At 59.5% G+C, this 15,925-nt stretch carries 17 protein-coding genes; 16 read left to right on the forward strand and 1 reads right to left on the reverse strand.

Translation table 11 applies throughout. The features are described from left to right. The first annotated feature begins 269 nt into the window (after nt 1–269). The 7 genes from HJY11_RS06040 (at nt 270) to HJY11_RS06070 (ending at nt 7,326) form a co-directional block, all read left to right on the forward strand. A complete protein-coding gene (locus HJY11_RS06040; protein ID WP_208075081.1) occupies nt 270–944 on the forward strand; it encodes a response regulator transcription factor in 675 nt (224 codons plus the stop codon). Continuing rightward, on the forward strand, nt 941–2,212 hold the full coding sequence (locus tag HJY11_RS06045) for a sensor histidine kinase (RefSeq protein ID WP_208075082.1): 1,272 nt from the start codon (nt 941–943) through the stop codon (nt 2,210–2,212). Before HJY11_RS06040 ends, HJY11_RS06045 begins: the two co-directional genes overlap by 4 nt. A 195-nt stretch (nt 2,213–2,407) precedes the next feature. Then, nucleotides 2,408–3,157, forward strand: coding sequence for a polyphosphate polymerase domain-containing protein (locus tag HJY11_RS06050; RefSeq protein ID WP_208075083.1), 750 nt, complete (start codon nt 2,408–2,410; stop codon nt 3,155–3,157). Continuing rightward, nucleotides 3,150–3,842 (forward strand): DUF4956 domain-containing protein, encoded by a 693-nt coding sequence (locus HJY11_RS06055; protein ID WP_208075084.1) that lies wholly within the window; start codon nt 3,150–3,152, stop codon nt 3,840–3,842. The genes HJY11_RS06050 and HJY11_RS06055 overlap by 8 nt, the downstream gene beginning before the upstream one ends. A gap of 17 nt (nt 3,843–3,859) precedes the next feature. Next, a complete protein-coding gene (locus HJY11_RS06060; protein WP_438820425.1) occupies nt 3,860–5,794 on the forward strand; it encodes a carbohydrate-binding domain-containing protein in 1,935 nt (644 codons plus the stop codon). Between the two features lie 142 nt (nt 5,795–5,936). Continuing rightward, nucleotides 5,937–6,380, forward strand: coding sequence for a hypothetical protein (locus HJY11_RS06065; RefSeq protein ID WP_208075086.1), 444 nt, complete (start codon nt 5,937–5,939; stop codon nt 6,378–6,380). Nucleotides 6,381–6,393: 13 nt separating this feature from the next. Further along, complete coding sequence (locus HJY11_RS06070) at nt 6,394–7,326, forward strand: 3'-5' exonuclease (RefSeq protein WP_208075087.1); 933 nt, start codon at nt 6,394–6,396, stop codon at nt 7,324–7,326. 52 nt (nt 7,327–7,378) lie between these two features. Here HJY11_RS06070 and HJY11_RS06075 read toward each other — a convergent pair whose 3' ends face one another. Next, a complete protein-coding gene (locus tag HJY11_RS06075; protein WP_208075088.1) occupies nt 7,379–7,765 on the reverse strand; it encodes a desulfoferrodoxin family protein in 387 nt (128 codons plus the stop codon). Nucleotides 7,766–8,250: 485 nt separating this feature from the next. Here HJY11_RS06075 and HJY11_RS06080 point away from each other — a divergent pair, with 485 nt between their 5' ends. The 9 genes from HJY11_RS06080 to HJY11_RS06120 all read left to right on the forward strand — a co-directional run bounded on the left by HJY11_RS06080 (nt 8,251) and on the right by HJY11_RS06120 (nt 15,802). After that, entirely contained in the window at nt 8,251–8,442 is a 192-nt protein-coding gene (locus HJY11_RS06080) for a hypothetical protein (RefSeq protein WP_208075089.1), read from the forward strand. An 11-nt stretch (nt 8,443–8,453) separates the two neighbouring features. After that, on the forward strand, nt 8,454–8,912 hold the full coding sequence (locus HJY11_RS06085) for a sigma factor-like helix-turn-helix DNA-binding protein (RefSeq protein WP_208075090.1): 459 nt from the start codon (nt 8,454–8,456) through the stop codon (nt 8,910–8,912). A 187-nt stretch (nt 8,913–9,099) separates the two neighbouring features. Next, on the forward strand, nt 9,100–9,660 hold the full coding sequence (locus HJY11_RS06090) for a hypothetical protein (protein WP_208075091.1): 561 nt from the start codon (nt 9,100–9,102) through the stop codon (nt 9,658–9,660). Between the two features lie 11 nt (nt 9,661–9,671). Continuing rightward, complete coding sequence (locus HJY11_RS06095) at nt 9,672–10,091, forward strand: hypothetical protein (RefSeq protein WP_208075092.1); 420 nt, start codon at nt 9,672–9,674, stop codon at nt 10,089–10,091. Next, nucleotides 10,084–10,269, forward strand: coding sequence for a hypothetical protein (locus tag HJY11_RS06100; RefSeq protein WP_208075093.1), 186 nt, complete (start codon nt 10,084–10,086; stop codon nt 10,267–10,269). The genes HJY11_RS06095 and HJY11_RS06100 overlap by 8 nt, the downstream gene beginning before the upstream one ends. Then, a complete protein-coding gene (locus HJY11_RS06105) occupies nt 10,266–12,968 on the forward strand; it encodes a hypothetical protein (protein WP_208075094.1) in 2,703 nt (900 codons plus the stop codon). The genes HJY11_RS06100 and HJY11_RS06105 overlap by 4 nt, the downstream gene beginning before the upstream one ends. A gap of 64 nt (nt 12,969–13,032) precedes the next feature. After that, a complete protein-coding gene (locus tag HJY11_RS06110; protein ID WP_208075095.1) occupies nt 13,033–13,899 on the forward strand; it encodes a hypothetical protein in 867 nt (288 codons plus the stop codon). A 242-nt stretch (nt 13,900–14,141) separates the two neighbouring features. Then, nucleotides 14,142–15,008, forward strand: coding sequence for a hypothetical protein (locus tag HJY11_RS06115; protein ID WP_208075096.1), 867 nt, complete (start codon nt 14,142–14,144; stop codon nt 15,006–15,008). Between the two features lie 191 nt (nt 15,009–15,199). Next, nucleotides 15,200–15,802: a hypothetical protein gene (locus HJY11_RS06120; protein ID WP_208075097.1), complete on the forward strand. Its 603-nt coding sequence runs from the start codon at nt 15,200–15,202 to the stop codon at nt 15,800–15,802. Nucleotides 15,803–15,925: the final 123 nt, after the last annotated feature.

Raw genomic sequence — 15,925 nt, forward strand, 5'->3', positions numbered from 1 at the left:
TGGGCAAACTTTTGTTTTCTCCATTATACCCGGCACGGAGGAAGAGGGCAAGGGCAAGGGCAAGGGCAAGGGCAAGAGAAAGGGCAGGGGTGGAGGCAGTTGAGGGGGAGCGGGGAGGGCAATTTCTTTCAGTTGATTTTAGGTGAGGGCGATAGAGTAGAGGAGAAAATCAACCGCTGCGGCCTTGGGTTTTCCCCGCCGCCGGGGTATAATGAAAAAAACGCCGCTTATTTAGGGGAAATGCGGCGGGAGGAGAGGGGAGAGGAGCTGTGCGATTGCTGCTGGCCGAGGACGAGCGGGAGCTGTCGGATGCCCTGGTGGCCATTTTGCGCCACAACCGATACGAGGTGGACGCCGTCTACGACGGGGAGGACGCCCTGGCTTACGGCGAGAGCGGCCAGTACGACGGCATTGTTCTGGACATCATGATGCCGAAGATGGACGGTTTGCAGGTGCTGGCCCGGCTGCGGGAAGAGGGGATCTCGACGCCGGTGCTCCTCCTCACTGCCCGCACCGAGATCGAGGACCGCATCGCCGGGCTGGACGGCGGGGCCGACGACTACTTGGGCAAGCCCTTTGCCATGGGGGAGCTGCTGGCCCGCATCCGCGCCATGACCCGCCGCCGGGAGGTGTACGCCCCCAACACCCTCACCTTTGGCGAGCTCTCCTTGGACAGGGAGCGATTTGAACTGCGCTGCGGGGAGCGGGTCCAGCGGCTGGCCAACAAGGAGTTTCAGATGCTGGAAATGCTGCTGCAAAACCCCGGGCGCTACCTCTCCACCGAACAGTTGATGGAGCACATCTGGGGCTTTGACGCGGAGGCCGAGGTCAACGTGGTCTGGGTCACCCTCTCGGGGCTGCGCAAGAAGCTGGCGGCCCTGGAGAGCCGGGTGCAGATTCAGGCGGCCCGCGGCATCGGCTACCGATTGGAGGAGAGAGGATGATCAAGCGGTTGCAGCGGAAGTTCGTCCTCATTGCCATGGGCTCTCTCCTGGCGGTGCTGGCGGTGCTGGTGGGGGCCGTCAACGCCGTGAACTTTGTGCAGATGGACCGGCGGGCCGACCGACTGTTGGAGATGATCTCCCAAAATGGGGGCAGGTTCCCGACGGGGGAAAAGGAGCCGCACCGGGGGGAGAGGCCCGGGAAGGAGGGGCTGCTGGGCCCCGGCATGACCGAGGAGACCCCCTTTGAGACCCGCTATTTTGTGGTGTGGGCCGACGGGGCGGGGCAGGTCTCCCAGCTGGACACCAGCCACGTTGCCGCCCTCTCCTCCCAGGAGGCCCAGAGCCTGGGAGAGGAGGTGCTCGCCTCGGGGCGGACCGGCGGCTATAAGGGCAGCTACAAGTACCTAAAGGTCGACAGCGGCGACGGAAACATGGTGGTCTTTGTCGACTGCAGCAGCCAGGTGCGCACCGGGCTTTTTTACCTGGCGGTCTCCTGCGGGGTGGCGGCAATCAGCTTTTTGGTGGTGCTGGTGCTGGTGAGCGTCTTTTCCCGCCGGGCGGTGCGCCCGGTCATCGAGAGTTTGGAAAAGCAAAAGCAGTTCATCACCGACGCCGGGCACGAGATCAAGACCCCCCTGGCGGTCATCTCGGCCAACACCGATGTGCTGGAACTGGAGGGCGGGGCCAACCAGTGGACCGAGAGCATCCGCAACCAGACTGCCCGGCTGGAGCGGCTGGTAAGGGATTTGCTGGCCCTCTCCCGCATGGAAGAGGGGAGCGTCGCCCTCTCCCTGTGCGACTTCTCCTTTTCCGATGTGGTGGAGAAGGCGGCCGAGCCCTTTCTCGCCCCGGCCCGGCAGCGGGGGCAGACCCTCGAGCTGGCAATCGAGCCGGAGGTCTCCCTCTGCGGGGACAAGAGCGGGGTGCGGCAGCTGGTGGCCATTTTGCTGGACAACGCCGTCAAGTATGCCGGCGAGGGGGGGCGCATCCAGCTACGGGCCGGCCGCCGGGGGCGGGGCGTTTTTCTGGAGGTGGCCAACACCGCCGACAGCCTGCCTGAGGGCGATTTGGACAGGCTTTTCGACCGCTTTTACCGGGCCGACTCCTCCCGTGCCCGCGCCACCGGCGGGTACGGCATCGGCCTCTCGATTGCCCGGGCTATCGCCGAGGCCCACGGCGGAAAGATCACCGCCTGCCGGGGCGAGGGGGAGATTTGTTTTTTGGTCGCCCTGCGGGCGGGGGCGGAGAGCCCGGGAGAGAGAAAATAGAAAAAACAGTTTTCAGCGGATGGTCGTCTGCTGGGAGCTGTTTTTTTATCCCTCCTCCCTTTTCGGGAGATTTGGGGAAAATACACTCTTTTTGGCCGAAGGGGCCGGGGGTCTTAAGTTGTTTTTAAGTTGGCCCTGTAAACTTTGAAAAAAAGCGGGGAGAACCCCGGCCAAACCCAAAAAGGAGGCAGCGAAATGGGGGATTACCAGGGCGTTTTTGAGCGCTATGAAAAAAAGTATCTCCTCACCCCCGGGCAGTACCGGGCCCTGCGCGAGGCGATGGAGGGGCGCGCCGAGCCCGACCAGTACGGCCACAGCAGGGTGTGCAGCGTCTATTTCGACACCCCCAGCTACCGGCTGATTCGCCGCTCGCTGGAGAAGCCCGGCTACAAGGAAAAATTGCGGCTGCGCAGCTACGGCGAGGTGGACGGCGACGACCCGGTCTTTGTAGAACTGAAGAAAAAATACGGCGGCATTGTCTACAAGCGGCGGGTGCAGCTGCCCTTAGACGAGGCGGAGGCCTACCTCTATCGCGGCCGGCCGGCGGCAAATCCCAGCCAGATCACCCGCGAGATCGACTGGTTTTGCCACTTTTACGGCGAGCTGGCCCCGCGGATGCTCATCACCTGCGAGCGCGTCGCCCTCTGCGGGGTGCGCGACGAAGGGCTGCGGGTGACCTTTGACCGGGACATCCGCTGGCGGGAAGAGGCTCTCTCCCTGCGGGAGGGAGTTTGGGGTGACCCCCTGCTGCGGCCGGAAGAGCGGCTGATGGAGATCAAGGCGCCGGGAGCGCTGCCCCTCTGGCTAACGCACGTCCTCGGGCAACAGGGGGTCTTCCCCATCTCCTTTTCCAAATACGGCAGCGCTTACTGTGAGAAAATGGGGAAGCGCTCCCCCGCAGACAACCGACACCTAAAAGAGAAAGGGGCATTTATCTGTGCTTGACTCGCTTTTTACCAGTATTTTGACAACCTCGTCCACCGCGGCGGCCCTCTCCTTTGGGAAGCTGCTCCTCTGCACCGCCACCTCGCTGGTGCTGGGGGCAGCGATCGCCGCCATCCACACCTTTCGCAACCGCTATACCAAGGGATTTGTCATGACGTTGGCCCTGTTGCCGGCGGTGGTGCAGATGGTGATTTTGATGGTCAATGGCAACCTGGGCACCGGGGTGGCAGTGGCGGGGGCTTTCAGCCTGGTTCGCTTTCGCTCGGCCCCCGGCAGCGCTCGGGAGATTTGCAGTATCTTTTTGGCCATGGCGGTGGGACTGGCCACCGGCATGGGCTATCTGGCGGCGGCCGCCCTCTTTGTGCTCATCATCGGCGGGGCGAGCATCGGTTACACCTGTTTGCGATTCGGGGAGCAAAAGCAGCTGGAAAAGGAGCTGAAGATCACCATTCCCGAGACGTTGGACTACACCGATCTCTTTGACGACCTGTTTGCCCGCTACACCGCCCACTGGAAGCTGGAGCAGGTCAAGACCACCAACATGGGCAGCCTCTACCGGCTGGATTACCGCATCGCACTGCGGGACCCGGCCCAGGAAAAGGCATTTTTGGACGAACTGCGCTGCCGAAACGGCAATCTGGAGATTGTATGCGGCCGCCTCCCCCTCCTCGCCGAGGAGCTGTGAATGGAGAAAGAAGGCGTATGGATTTGACAGGGAGAAAACGACAGAAGCTGGCGCTGCTGCTGGCGGCGACGTTGACCCTTTGGAGCATGGCGGGGTGCGGGAAAAAGACTGCCGCCGAGACAGAAGGGGGGGAGGCAAACAGCGCGCCCGCTGTCTCCGCCGCCGACATTGACATCACTTTTACTGCCCGGGACCTGGACGTGGGGTACGACGAGGGGACTGCCACCAAGGTGGTCTTTGACGGTTCCAGCATCAATATTGCTGGCAGCGGTGCGGCCTTGGACGGCGGGGTACTGACCCTCTCCGCCGAGGGGACCTATCTCCTTTCGGGGCAGTGGGACGAGGGGCAGGTCCGCGTCTCGGTGGGGAAAGAGGAGAAGGTGCAGCTGGTGCTGCAGGGGGTGACGGTGCACTGCAGCACCGGCCCGGCCCTCTACATTGCCCAGGGGGACAAGGTCTTTATCACCCTGGCGGAGGGGAGCGAAAACGCCTTGAGCGACGGGGACGGTTACTCCCTGGATGAGGCCGACGGCAACCTGGACGGCGCTGTCTTCAGCCGGGCGGATTTGACTGTCAACGGCTCCGGCGCGCTGACAGTGGACGGCAACTACAAGCACGGCATCGTCTCGAAAGACGACCTGACAATCACCGGCGGGGAGCTGGCGGTGACCGCCGTGGGGCAGGCCCTGTCGGGGAAGGACTGCGTCAAGATTGGGGATGGGACCTTTGTGCTCACCAGCGGGACTGACGCTATTCAGTCGAGCAATGCCGAGGACGCCGGGCGGGGGTTTGTCTATATTGCCGGAGGGGACTTTGCCCTGCATGCGGGCAACGACGGCATACAGGCGGAGACGGTCCTCCGGATTGACGGGGGGACTTTTGAACTGGTGAGCGGCGGGGGCAGCGCCAACGCCAGCACCGATGCCGGCGGCGAAGCCCAACCCGGCTGGGGCCAGTGGGGCAGCAGCCCCGGCGGCGAAAGGCCGGATGGAGGGGCGCCCGGGGCGATGGGCGGAGCGCCCGACGCGATCCCAGCCGGCACCCAGACGGTGCAGACTGCGGCCCAGCAGACAGACGCCGCCAGCGCCCAGAGCGGGGACAGCGCCAAGGGGCTGAAGGCGGGAAGTGAGCTGATCGTCAACGGCGGCACCTTTGACATCGATTCGTCGGACGACTCCCTCCACTGCAACGGGGACCTGACGGTCACGGACGGAACCCTCCGCCTCTCTTCGGGGGATGACGGCGTCCACGCCGATGGCGGTTTGCGAATCAGCGGCGGAACTGTCGAGATCGCCAAGTGCTACGAGGGGATCGAGGGGCTGCACATCGACATCTCCGGCGGCGAGATCAGCCTGACAGCCAGCGACGACGGTCTCAACGCGGCGGGGGGGAACGACGGTTCCTCCCTGGGCGGCAGGCCGGGGCAGAACAGCTTTGCCGGCGACGGGGACGCGGCCACCATCTCCATCTCGGGCGGGGTGCTCCGGGTGGATGCGGCCGGGGACGGCATCGACTCCAACGGCAGTTTGCAAATCAGCGGCGGCACCGTCTATGTAGACGGACCCACCGACGGGGGCAATGGGGCCCTCGACTATGATGGCAGCGGCGAGATCAGCGGCGGCACGGTTGTGGCGGCGGGCAGCACCGGGATGGCGATGGGCTTTACCAGCGGTTCCACCCAGGGTTCCATCCTCTGCAACTTCCCCTCGTCGGTGGCGGCGGGAAGCGAATTTGTCCTCAAGGACAGCGCGGGCAACACCCTGGTGAGCTACACCCCCCAGAAGGCCTACCAGTCGGTGGCGGTGAGCTGCCCTGCAATGAAGCAGGGGGAGAAGTACACCCTGTATGCCGGCAGCCAGACGGCGGAGGTCACCCTGACCTCCCTGACCGCCACCTACGGACAAGGGGGAATGGGCGGCGCGCCCGGACAGCAGGGCGGAAAGATGCGCTAGGAGACGCGCCGGTTTATGTGGAGGGCCTGGGAGGCGGCAGCCTGCCCGGGCTCTTTTTTGGCGGGCGGGCATTGACCGGGACCGCCGGGAAATGGTATGGTAGAAAAAGCAGATTGCCCGGCCTGGGCCGGGAGAGAGGGGAGTGCAGATGGAGCGGGAGATCGATCCCTATTCCTACCAGTGCGGGGTGATGGACGCCTTTTGCGAGATGGTTCACGCCGGGGTCAAGAAGATCGCCTTAAGCCACCCCTGTCCCACCCGGGAGGAGCGGGACAGCTACCTGCCGGAGGCGGAGAGGCTCTGCCAAAAATACGGCGTGCGCTGTTTTTTGGAGAACGGGGGGCTGGTGACCGACCTGTTTCCCCGCGCGCTCAACGAGAACAGCTACAACCTGGTGTTTTACCGCCGGGAAGAGGACATTGCAGCCTACCGGGCCATTGGCGAAGAGAAGGCGCGGCTGTTGGCCGGCGGGGCATACCGGGGAGCGGCGAGGGAGCGGCTGGCGGCGGATTTTGGACGGCTGCTGGGCTACCGGGAGGACGACATCGCGCGGCTGATGGCGGAAAACGGCGACCGGGAACCGTGAGGGGACAAGACAGATGGACTATGTAATTTTGGATTTGGAGTGGAACCAGCCGGTCTCACAGGACCGGGCGATCGAGGGGTTGGCCGGGGAGATCATTCAGTTTGGCGCGGTGAAGCTGGACGGGGAAAAGCGGGTGGCGGACAGCTTTGCGGCGGTGGTTCGCCCCTGCCGCTACACCAGGATGAACCGGTATGTCAAAAAGCTCACCGGCATAGACGAGAAGATGTTGGCCAAGGGAATGGCCTTCCCCCAGGCACTGGACGCCTTTCACCGCTGGTGCGGGGAAGAGTTTGCCCTGTTGACCTGGGGACACGACGACGGCCCGCTGCTCAAGGAGAACGCGCGGCTGCACGGCTTGCCCACCGACTGGATTGCCGCCCCCTACAACCTGCAGGTGCTCTTTAACGAGCAGGTGACGGGGGAGAACCGGCAGTGGTCGCTGGCCGCAGGGCTGGAAAAGCTGGGGCTGGCCCCGGACGACGCGGCCCACGACGCCCTTCACGACGCCCGCAGCACCGCCCAGATCGCCGCCCGGCTGGACCTGGATAAGGGGATTGCCGGGTACCGGGACGCCACCTCTGCCCTCCTCTGTGCCGACGTGCTGGCCAGCGCTGGGTTTCGCGGGCTGACAGACCCGGCAGCCGCCTTGGAGGGGGCGGTGGGAGAGATTCCCTGCCCGGTGTGCGGACAGCCGCTAAAGAGAGACGAGTGGGTAGAGCAAAACGGCGAGAAGCGGATCGCCATGGCCGTCTGCCCTGCGCACGGGCGGTTTTTTGTGCGGCTTAAGCTGTGGCGCACCGGCAAGACCTTTTCTGCCCGGCGGACGCTCTGCCGCCCAGACGAGCAGATTGACGCCTTTTACCGGGAAAAAGCGGCGCGTGCCCGGCAGCGGGCAGAAAAGCGGCGCGCGGATGAGGCCGCAGGCAAACAGACAGGCGAGGACTAAAAGGCGAGAAGCCGTTTCTCCAAAGGGAGAGACGGCTTCTCATTTTTTGGCTTTATTGGAAGGGGTATTCCTCTTTCCAGAGGCCGTGGAGGTTGCAGTACTCGTAGACCGCTTCGGCCTGATCGTCGGGGTCCAGCCAAAAGGTGGCCACCGGCCGCTGGTCGGGGGAGAGGGTCTTGCACTGGCGGACGCCGTTTTTTGTTTCCAGAGCAATCCAGCGGATGGAGTGCTCGGGGGTCATGGGGTGCTCGGCAGAGCCGACGCAGACGTGGACGGCGTTGCCGTCGACCTGGACGACAGGGAGGTGTTTTTCGACCGCTCCATCGGTGGTTCCGGGGAGCAGTTCCTCCATGGGCTGGCCGCAGCAGATGGTGGGGACGGAGGTGGCCTCTACCATCTCGACGATCTTTCCGCAGATTTCGCACTTGTAAAATTTCATCAGTGAACTCCTTTCGCGGGGAGGGGGAGGGCAGCCTGCTCTCCCCCCCTTGTTGGTGGGTCTATGGCAATTATGTGCGGCGGGTGTGGCGAACATGCGCCGACAGGGGAGAAAAGGGGGCGAAGACTGCGGAGTGGGAACAAAAAAGAAGAGGCGTTTTTGATTCGCAACGAAATAGCTAAAAAACGTTTTGAAATATAGTGCAAGATTCTTGTTTATTATATATTGAAAAACAAATGTTCTTGTACTATCATAGAGATACAGACAATTCCAGGCGGAGACAAGGATGATGATAGGGCCAATGTCGGCCTTGTGGTAGCGTAAACGATCTTATTTTGTGGAGTTTTGTTTCTTATTGGATATAAACGGAGGGGGCGGTTTGGATCGAGCAGTGGAGAGGGGATGTTGCGGCGCGAGTATCTGCGATGTGTCCGCCGCAGTGGCGGAGAAAAAGACCGGTTGAATTGACAAAGGAGGAAGAAGAGATGATTTACCCCTGTTACAACTGCAAGGAGGAGAGACCCTGCGACCGGGAACACTGTCTGGCGTTTCAGCTGATGCGGCAACACGGGGAGGAACTGCTGCAGGAGCGAAGGAGAGCCCAGGAGCGGGAGAGAGATGTCCGACAGACGGAGATGGAGCGCACCGAGATGATTCGGCGCCGATACAGGAGATAGGGAGTGTAAAGATGGCGGCAGCAGAAGAGCAGGTCAAGGCATTTTTGCGCCAGTATTTGGAGTGTGAACGGGAGATAGAGGTGCGCGCAGAAGAACTGGCCCGATGCCGGTGTTTGGCGGTCAAGACCACGGGGGCGGTCAGCGGGGAACGGGTGCAGGGGAGCCGGAGAAACCGCCTCGAAGAGACCGTTGAGCGGATTGTGGAGTTGGAGGAGGCCCTTTTGGAGCAGGTCGACCGGCTGCAGGGAACCAAGGAAGCGGTGGACCGGGTCATTGCGGCGGTGGACAATGGGGAGCAGCGGGCGGTTTTGCAGATGCGCTACCTAGCAGGGAAAAACTGGGAGGAGACTGGCGACGCGCTGGGGTACAGCCTGCGCCACGCTGCACGCCTGCACAATTTGGCGGTAAAAGAGCTGGCAGGGAGGGGAGAGACCGGTTTGTTGGGGCGGGCCGAAGGGCGGTGCACTTGAAAAAGGATGTCCTTTTTTGTCCGTGTTCCCTGTGCTAAGATGGTATTGGAGAAAAGAAGACGGACCCTCCGCTTCTTTTTTCTGGGAGGGTAGGCAACATTTGTTGTTGTTTATAAGAAACAAATTTTATTAAAATGAAAAGGAGAATGCAACAATGGCAGTATCTGAAATCAAAAGAGGAACTGAGATGGCGATGATCGATTGCTGTATGATCGTCGTGACCCCCGAGGGTGAGGAGAAGAGTTTGGCTGTTACCTCCAACACCAAATTGGGGGTAGAGCCGCTGGTCGAGGTGACCGAGGCGGTGAAACTGATCATCAAGGGGGTGCTCAAAGCACAGAAGCCCGAGGTGAAAACCATTACTGGACACACCCTCACCCTGACCGACAATATGACCATTTTGGAGTTTATTGAGGTGATGCAGGGCGGCACCCTCACCCGCAACGAGGCGGGGGAGATCACCGGCTATACTCCCCCTGTTGTAGGGGAGGCCTACAAGCCCAAAAAGTTTGTGTTGGAGGCATACTCCTCGCAGATTGACCAGGGCGGAAATGTGATCAAGTACGAGAAGGTTCGCTACCCCGGCTGCACCGGCCAGCCCGTCGGCATCAACTCGGAGGACGGGGTCTTCCGCCTGCACGAGTATGTCATCAACTCGGCTCCCGGCAAGGGCGAGGCACCGTATGAGCTCTCCTATGTGGACGAGCTGCCCGATGTCGACGCCGTCACCCCGGCCCCTGGCAAATAGGAGAGAGACAGATGGCTGTTACAACCATTGAAGAGCTGCGCAAGTACGCCGACGGCAGTGAGGTGGAGCTGCCCGGGTTTACCCCTGAGCAGCTGTTTATCGCCCAGCTGCGGCGCCCTTCGCTGATGGAACTGGTGGTCAACGGGCAGATTCCCAACCCGCTGCTGACCTCTGCCGCCAAACTCTTTCAAGATGGGGTGGGGAAGTCGCTGGGATACGAGGCCGAGCAGTTTCAGCAGACGGCCGAGGTGCTGTTGCAGGTGGCAAAGGCCTGCCTGGTCTCCCCCACCTATGAGGAGATCAAGGCGGCTGGGCTGAGTCTGACGGACTTACAGCTCTACGCCATTTACGGCTTTATGCAAACGGGGGTCAACGCCCTCGCCAACTTTCGTGCGCAGCAAAGCAATCGGTCCCATTCTGAGAATGGCTGAACTGTACCAGAAAAGGCCCAGCGAGTTTCTGCACTTGACCGATGGGTACACCGCCTACTGTTTTGACGAGGCCTGTTCCTATATCCTTTTAATGGAGAGAAACGGCAAAGTAGCTCGGTACCGGGTAGAGGAGGCGGGGTTTGCACAATTCTACGAGAGATTGGGGGTGAGTCAATGAGCGATGAAATCATCAGCAGCGCTCAAATCGCTGCATCATTGGGAGAACTTGTCAAGCTAGAAGAGGAGGTGCGGCGCGTTCGCGAAGAGCTAGAGCACCTAACCGCGAGAGCGATGCTGACCGGCGGCGGCCTTCAGGGCATGGCGGCGCAAATCGCCAAGACAGCGATCAACTATGGCATTTTAGCTGCGCCCATCAGTCTGCTGGCCAGTTACCTTGACACTCTCAGGAAAAAGGGAGACGAGGCGGAGAAAAGCCTTGGAGAAACCGGCAAGAAGGCCAATGACGCCGCTGATGCAGCGAAAAATGTACAGTCATCAATGAACGAGGCGTCCGCTGGCCTGCAAAACGCCACAGCTTCTGCGGAGCGGCTGGCGGGTGCGGCGGGACGTTTGGAGGCTGCCAGCGCAAAGACAGAGGCGCTGGCCAAGGCGGTTGAAGGAATAAAACCCCCGGTGGACAAGGCGGCCGAGGGAATGCAAAATGCCGCTGATAAAACAGACGACTTGGCAAATGCGGCGGGAAATGTGGCGGCTGCCAGCGGAAATATCGATGTCATGACGGCGGCGGCTGGCAACGTTCGGTCAGAAATGGACAATGCTTCTGCAGGAATAAAAAATATGTCCAACGAGGCGATCAATCTAGCCAACGCAGCGGGAAACGTGAGGGAGGCCAGCGGCAGTTTTGGCGCTTTGACGACGGCGGCCGACGACATGCGCCCGGCAATGGACAACGCTTCGGACGGGATGCAAAATGCCGCCGAAAAAACAATTGGCCTGGCCAACGCCGCCGGCAATGTACAGACAGCCGGCGAGGGATTACAGACGTTTGCCGATACGGCCGGCAATGTGGGTTCGCTGCTGGATGGAATGGCGGGCAGCATACAAAATACCTCGGATAAGGTGGGCAACCTCTCCAGCACCATGAGCAACATGGAAGCCGCCAATGACGTGGTCATGGACTTTGGCAACAAGGCCAGCGGAGCCAGCGAGCAGACACAGGGAATGGTGGCGGCGCTTCAGAGTGCGGGTCAGGAAGCCGAAAACATGAGCGGCAGCCTGGACGGGGCCGGTTCGAAGGGCGGCGGGCTGGGGGAATCCCTTTTAAATCTCATTTCCCCCACTTCACTGGCGCAGACGGCCATTGGCCTTTTGAGCGCCGGGGTGGACGCCTATGTCAAAAATGTGGAGGCTGCCCAGGTCAAGACCGGCGAGCTCTTGGGTGGCGGATTTGCCGGATTTCAGCAGGGGGTGGAGAGCGCCCAGGGGTATTTGACCAACTTTAATGATACCCTGTTCATGTCGGCGGAAGACCAAGTGGCGCTGGTGAACAACATCCAGGCGACCCAGGGGAGCATGGTCGAGCTGATTCACAGCGCCATGGAAGAGGGCGGAACCTACACCCAGGAGCAGAAGGACCAGCTGACAGAGTACTTCACAGAGCTGGAGGCCCTGAACAAGCAACAAATTGACGCTGGACAGATGAAGAGCGATGCCATCACCCAGCAGGCGGCACTGGTGGCAGAGACCCAGCAGGGCTCTTTGGAGGAGTACCAGGCTTCGGCCGAGCAGTGGATTGCCACGGCCCAGGATCAGGCGGACAAGCAGAAGGCACTGGCGGAACAGCAGTACCAGCAGGAATTGGCCCTGCTCAACCAACAGTATGGAGAGACAGCCAATCTGCAAAACACCGAGTACGCGCAAAAGTTGGAAGCGATGGAAGATACTAAAACGAAGGCCATCGACAAAGCCAACGCCGAGGTGGGGACGGTGACCGCCAAATTTGCCGAGGGGTACGCTGAGCGGGCGGGTCTTTCGGACATATACCAAAAAAAGGTGGCGGGGTCCAACCAGTCGCTGGAGGATGAGAACAACCGGCACGCGAAAGCTCTGGAGGAAATCAACAGCAAAGAGGGGCTGGACGCTGCCCAGAAGGCGGCCGCGGTAGAACAGGCCGAAAACCTGCACCAGGAAAAGATGGCGGGCATTTGGAAAAAATTGACGAATAATATGTCCGACGCTGAACTGCAACACCTGGGAGCGTTTACGGCAATGGCGGGAAATGCCGAGCTCTATGGAGGACAGATGAGCGAGAAGGCCACCAACATGGCCCAGGGAATTGCGGGGGCCTACGAGGACCTGCCGCCCAAGACCAAGGAGGCCATGGGGGACGCCATGGAGCCGATGCTCGAAGAGATGAAAAAGTCGGAGCCGGGGCTGTTTTCAAAGGCCATGAGCATTGGCAAGGGAATTCTCAGCCGGCTGCGCAAGGCATTTGACGAAAATTCGCCTTCTAAAGAGACCCGAAAAATTTTCCGCTTTGCCATGGAAGGCGGCGCCCTGGGAATGGAGGACGAGGAGGGAGGTCTCTATGAACAGGCGGGGGAGATTGCCCAGGGGGTGGTTGGCAGGCTGGAGGACGGCTTGCAAAGGGCCCGGTTACAGCTGCCCGAACTGCCGGACTGGCAGGCTGCCGCTCAGGTAAACCAGACCTTTGCGGCGGCAGCGCGGCTGCCGGAACAGAGCAGCGACCAACTGGCAGCCAAGTTGGCCAAGGCGCTGCGGGAGAGCCCGCTGGAAGTGCACTCCTCGGTAGACGCAGTGATCGAGGCGACCAACGTGGTGGAACTGGACGGCGAACGGGTAGGCCGGTCGGTGGCGCCAACGGTGTCACGGGTACTGGCGCGAAATATAAACTGATTGACAATCCCTTCCAATACAGACTATACTAAAGAAAAGATGGCTGTGAGGGGAGGCGACCGCGGTGAAGAGAGGACTGGGCCTGCTGTTGGCGGTGGGCTGCTGTTGGGTGCTGCTGACGGGGTGTTCGAGCTATGACGAGGTAAACCCCGGGCCCAAAGAGGCGGAGCCCACCGACTATGTGGAGTGGCTGTGCCGGGAGTACAGGCGCAAGGCCGAGGAATATGGGCTCAACTACAATGTGGAGGACGGCGTGTATTTCGAGCCCGGCGTTGGCACAAAGGTCTTTCAGTTGCGCACCAAAGACAACATGAACAATGTAGCGACTGTTTTTCCATATATGGACGTGGCAAAAGAAACCTACACGGAGGAGTACGACTTGTACTTTGACCCGGGGAAATACGCGCCGGAGCTGCGGGACATTTTGACGGCGACCTTTTTGATAGGCGATGAGGCATTGGACGAAGAGGGCGCCCGGGAGAAGACCCGGCAGCTGGTGGAGAGCTACAGCGAGAGGGAATTCAGCGAATTTGTGCCCTTTGGCGACTATGTAGCGGTGATCTACCCCCACGGCACCACGTCACATGTGCGGATTTACCTGCCGAGTCGGCGTCAATTTGCAGAGGTGGACCCCAGCGAGTACCAGCCGATCACCCCGGAACTCTATGAGAAGGAACTGAACCGGGGCACCAAGGTGGTGGCGGAAGGGGTGGTCAACTGGACCCAAATTCCGGGGCCACTGAGTGTGGCATCGCTGGCGACAATCAGCTTGTTAGATGAGACGGGGTATGACTACCGGGCAGAATACGCCTATGACTACTACAACTTTGTGGAATATGAGGAGGGCCAACGCATCCGGGTCTATGGGAAAACTGACAAGACGATTTTTGGCCTGCGCATTTATGTGAAGCGCATCGAGGTGATCGAGTAACAACCGCGGCCGTCGGCAAGCAGATCAGAGGGGAGAAGGGGAGTTTTGCCCAGGAGGGCAAGGCTCTCCTTTTCTGTGGGGAGGGGTCGGGGAAAGGATGCACTTGGCCGAGGCACCAGACGCGGTGGAACTGGACGACAAGTAAGTGGTCTGGCCACTGGCACGGAATATGGACTGATTGACAATCCTTCCCAGAGCAGGATATACTAAAGGAGAAATAGCCGTGAGGGGAGGCGACCGCGGTGAAAAAAGGGCTGTGCTTGTTTTTGGCGCTGTGTTGCTGTTTGATGGGGTTGACAGGGTGCTTGAATTACGGGGACGAGGAGGCAGAAGAGCCACAGCAGGAAGTGGAAAAGAGCTTTGTGGAGTGGCTGTGGGAGGAATACAGGGAAAAGGCAGAGACATACGGCTTGGCCTACAACGTGGAAGACGGGATCTACCGCGATTCGGAGTTTGGCAAAGAAGAATTTGAAGTGGAAACACCGGACAAGAAAGACAACATAGCCAGTATGTACCCCAGTGTGGATACAAAGGGAAACTATTTGGAAGAATACGACCTGTATTTTGATCCCCAGAGACAAGCAAGTGGTTTGCGGGACCTCTTAACGGCGACATTTCTGATTTGGGACGAGAGTTTGGATGAAGCGGGGGCGCGGGAGAAGGTCAAGGAGCTGATCGACAGTTACAGCACAGACAAGTACAGCAAGATAGTAGAGTGCGGGGAGATGCGGGTGGTGATTTGCCCCAATAGTCTGACGTTCCGTGTGTGGGTCTACAAGGCGAGCCGGTACGGATTTTCAGAGGTAAACGAGGAGGAGTACGAGCCGATCACGCCGGAACTGTACGACATAGAGCTAAATGCAGGAACCAAGGTGGTGGCGGAGGGAGAGATTTCCTGGATCCATCTGCCGCGAGCACGGGACGTCGCTGGATTGGCAACGGTGCGTTTTGTGGACGATACAGGCAAGGAGTATCGAACTGAATATGCCTACGATTTTCATGGCTTTATTGAGTTTGAGGTGGGACAGCGAATCCGAGTTTATGGAGATACTGGAAAGACCCTTTTTGGGAAGCGAATTTATGCAGACCGGATCGAAGTGGTTGAGTAGGGCACGTTGAACGGTTTACACTGAAAAGAGAAGCTTGGCTTGCGGGAGCCGGGCTTCTTTTTTTACAGAGCAAGAGGAAATGGTGAAATATCTTTTGAAGGGAACGAGCTGAGAAAGAGTTGCCACAAACAGTAATTTTATTTGATTGGATGTGAAAAATAATGTAAAATGGCATAAAAGGAGAGGGGCTTATGAGAAAGTTTCTGCAAAATGTGCTGGTGGTTCTGGTGGCGGCCACCCTGTTAACCGGCTGCGGGAGAACCAAGCTGATGGAAGCACAGGCCGATAAGGGACTGGGCTTGGGAAAAGACGAGTTCATTGCGCTGTACAACAGGCTTATTGTAAAAGAGCTCGCCGGAAACGCGGAAAAAATTGGAGACCTGTCTTCGCCCACAATAACAGAGCACTCCAGCTATATTGACATCTATGGGATTTCTCACCCCTACCGAGAGGTTTTTACACAGTTCAAACTTGAAAATGAACTGCTCATCACCATAGTAGAGAGAGAAGATGCCAAAACGATTACAAATTTTCATCTCTATGGGCCTGCAACAGTTGGCATGCCGTACATACGCGCTTTTTTGAACTGCTTGAAATTGAGCCAAGAGGATCGGGAACAGGTGGAACAGAGCATACAGTCTCTCACAGACAAGGGAGGAAATTACTCTGAAGACCGAGGGGGGTTCCATTTCTACTTCAATATTGATGGAAAGCTGAAAGGAAGTAATAAAAGAATACTTGATTTTGATTTCTCGATAGCCGATGCAACTAACGGTAGGGACATCGATCAGTAGGAGCGAGCAGCAGGGGCTGTGAAACCCTGGCTTTCGGTAGAGGTGTGGAAACGCCCCTTCTTTGAGGTGGTACAACGAATCCGAGTTTATGGAGATACTGGAAAGGCCCTTTATGGGAAGCAA

The sequence above is a fragment of the Bittarella massiliensis (ex Durand et al. 2017) genome, assembly GCF_017566145.1.
GTDB classification, from domain to species: domain Bacteria; phylum Bacillota; class Clostridia; order Oscillospirales; family Ruminococcaceae; genus Bittarella; species Bittarella massiliensis_A.

Bases quoted from the DNA above. Each gene is read 5' to 3' on its own strand.
- HJY11_RS06120 (WP_208075097.1), top strand. From the start codon at position 15,200: ATGAGAAAGTTTCTGCAAAATGTGCTGGTGGTTCTGGTGGCGGCCACC.
- HJY11_RS06100 (WP_208075093.1), top strand. From the start codon at position 10,084: ATGGCTGAACTGTACCAGAAAAGGCCCAGCGAGTTTCTGCACTTGACC.
- HJY11_RS06060 (WP_438820425.1), top strand. From the start codon at position 3,860: ATGGATTTGACAGGGAGAAAACGACAGAAGCTGGCGCTGCTGCTGGCG.
- HJY11_RS06085 (WP_208075090.1), top strand. From the start codon at position 8,454: ATGGCGGCAGCAGAAGAGCAGGTCAAGGCATTTTTGCGCCAGTATTTG.
- HJY11_RS06050 (WP_208075083.1), top strand. From the start codon at position 2,408: ATGGGGGATTACCAGGGCGTTTTTGAGCGCTATGAAAAAAAGTATCTC.
- HJY11_RS06090 (WP_208075091.1), top strand. From the start codon at position 9,100: ATGGCGATGATCGATTGCTGTATGATCGTCGTGACCCCCGAGGGTGAG.
- HJY11_RS06075 (WP_208075088.1), bottom strand. From the start codon at position 7,765: ATGAAATTTTACAAGTGCGAAATCTGCGGAAAGATCGTCGAGATGGTA.
- HJY11_RS06095 (WP_208075092.1), top strand. From the start codon at position 9,672: ATGGCTGTTACAACCATTGAAGAGCTGCGCAAGTACGCCGACGGCAGT.
- HJY11_RS06070 (WP_208075087.1), top strand. From the start codon at position 6,394: ATGGACTATGTAATTTTGGATTTGGAGTGGAACCAGCCGGTCTCACAG.
- HJY11_RS06105 (WP_208075094.1), top strand. From the start codon at position 10,266: ATGAGCGATGAAATCATCAGCAGCGCTCAAATCGCTGCATCATTGGGA.
- HJY11_RS06080 (WP_208075089.1), top strand. From the start codon at position 8,251: ATGATTTACCCCTGTTACAACTGCAAGGAGGAGAGACCCTGCGACCGG.
- HJY11_RS06045 (WP_208075082.1), top strand. From the start codon at position 941: ATGATCAAGCGGTTGCAGCGGAAGTTCGTCCTCATTGCCATGGGCTCT.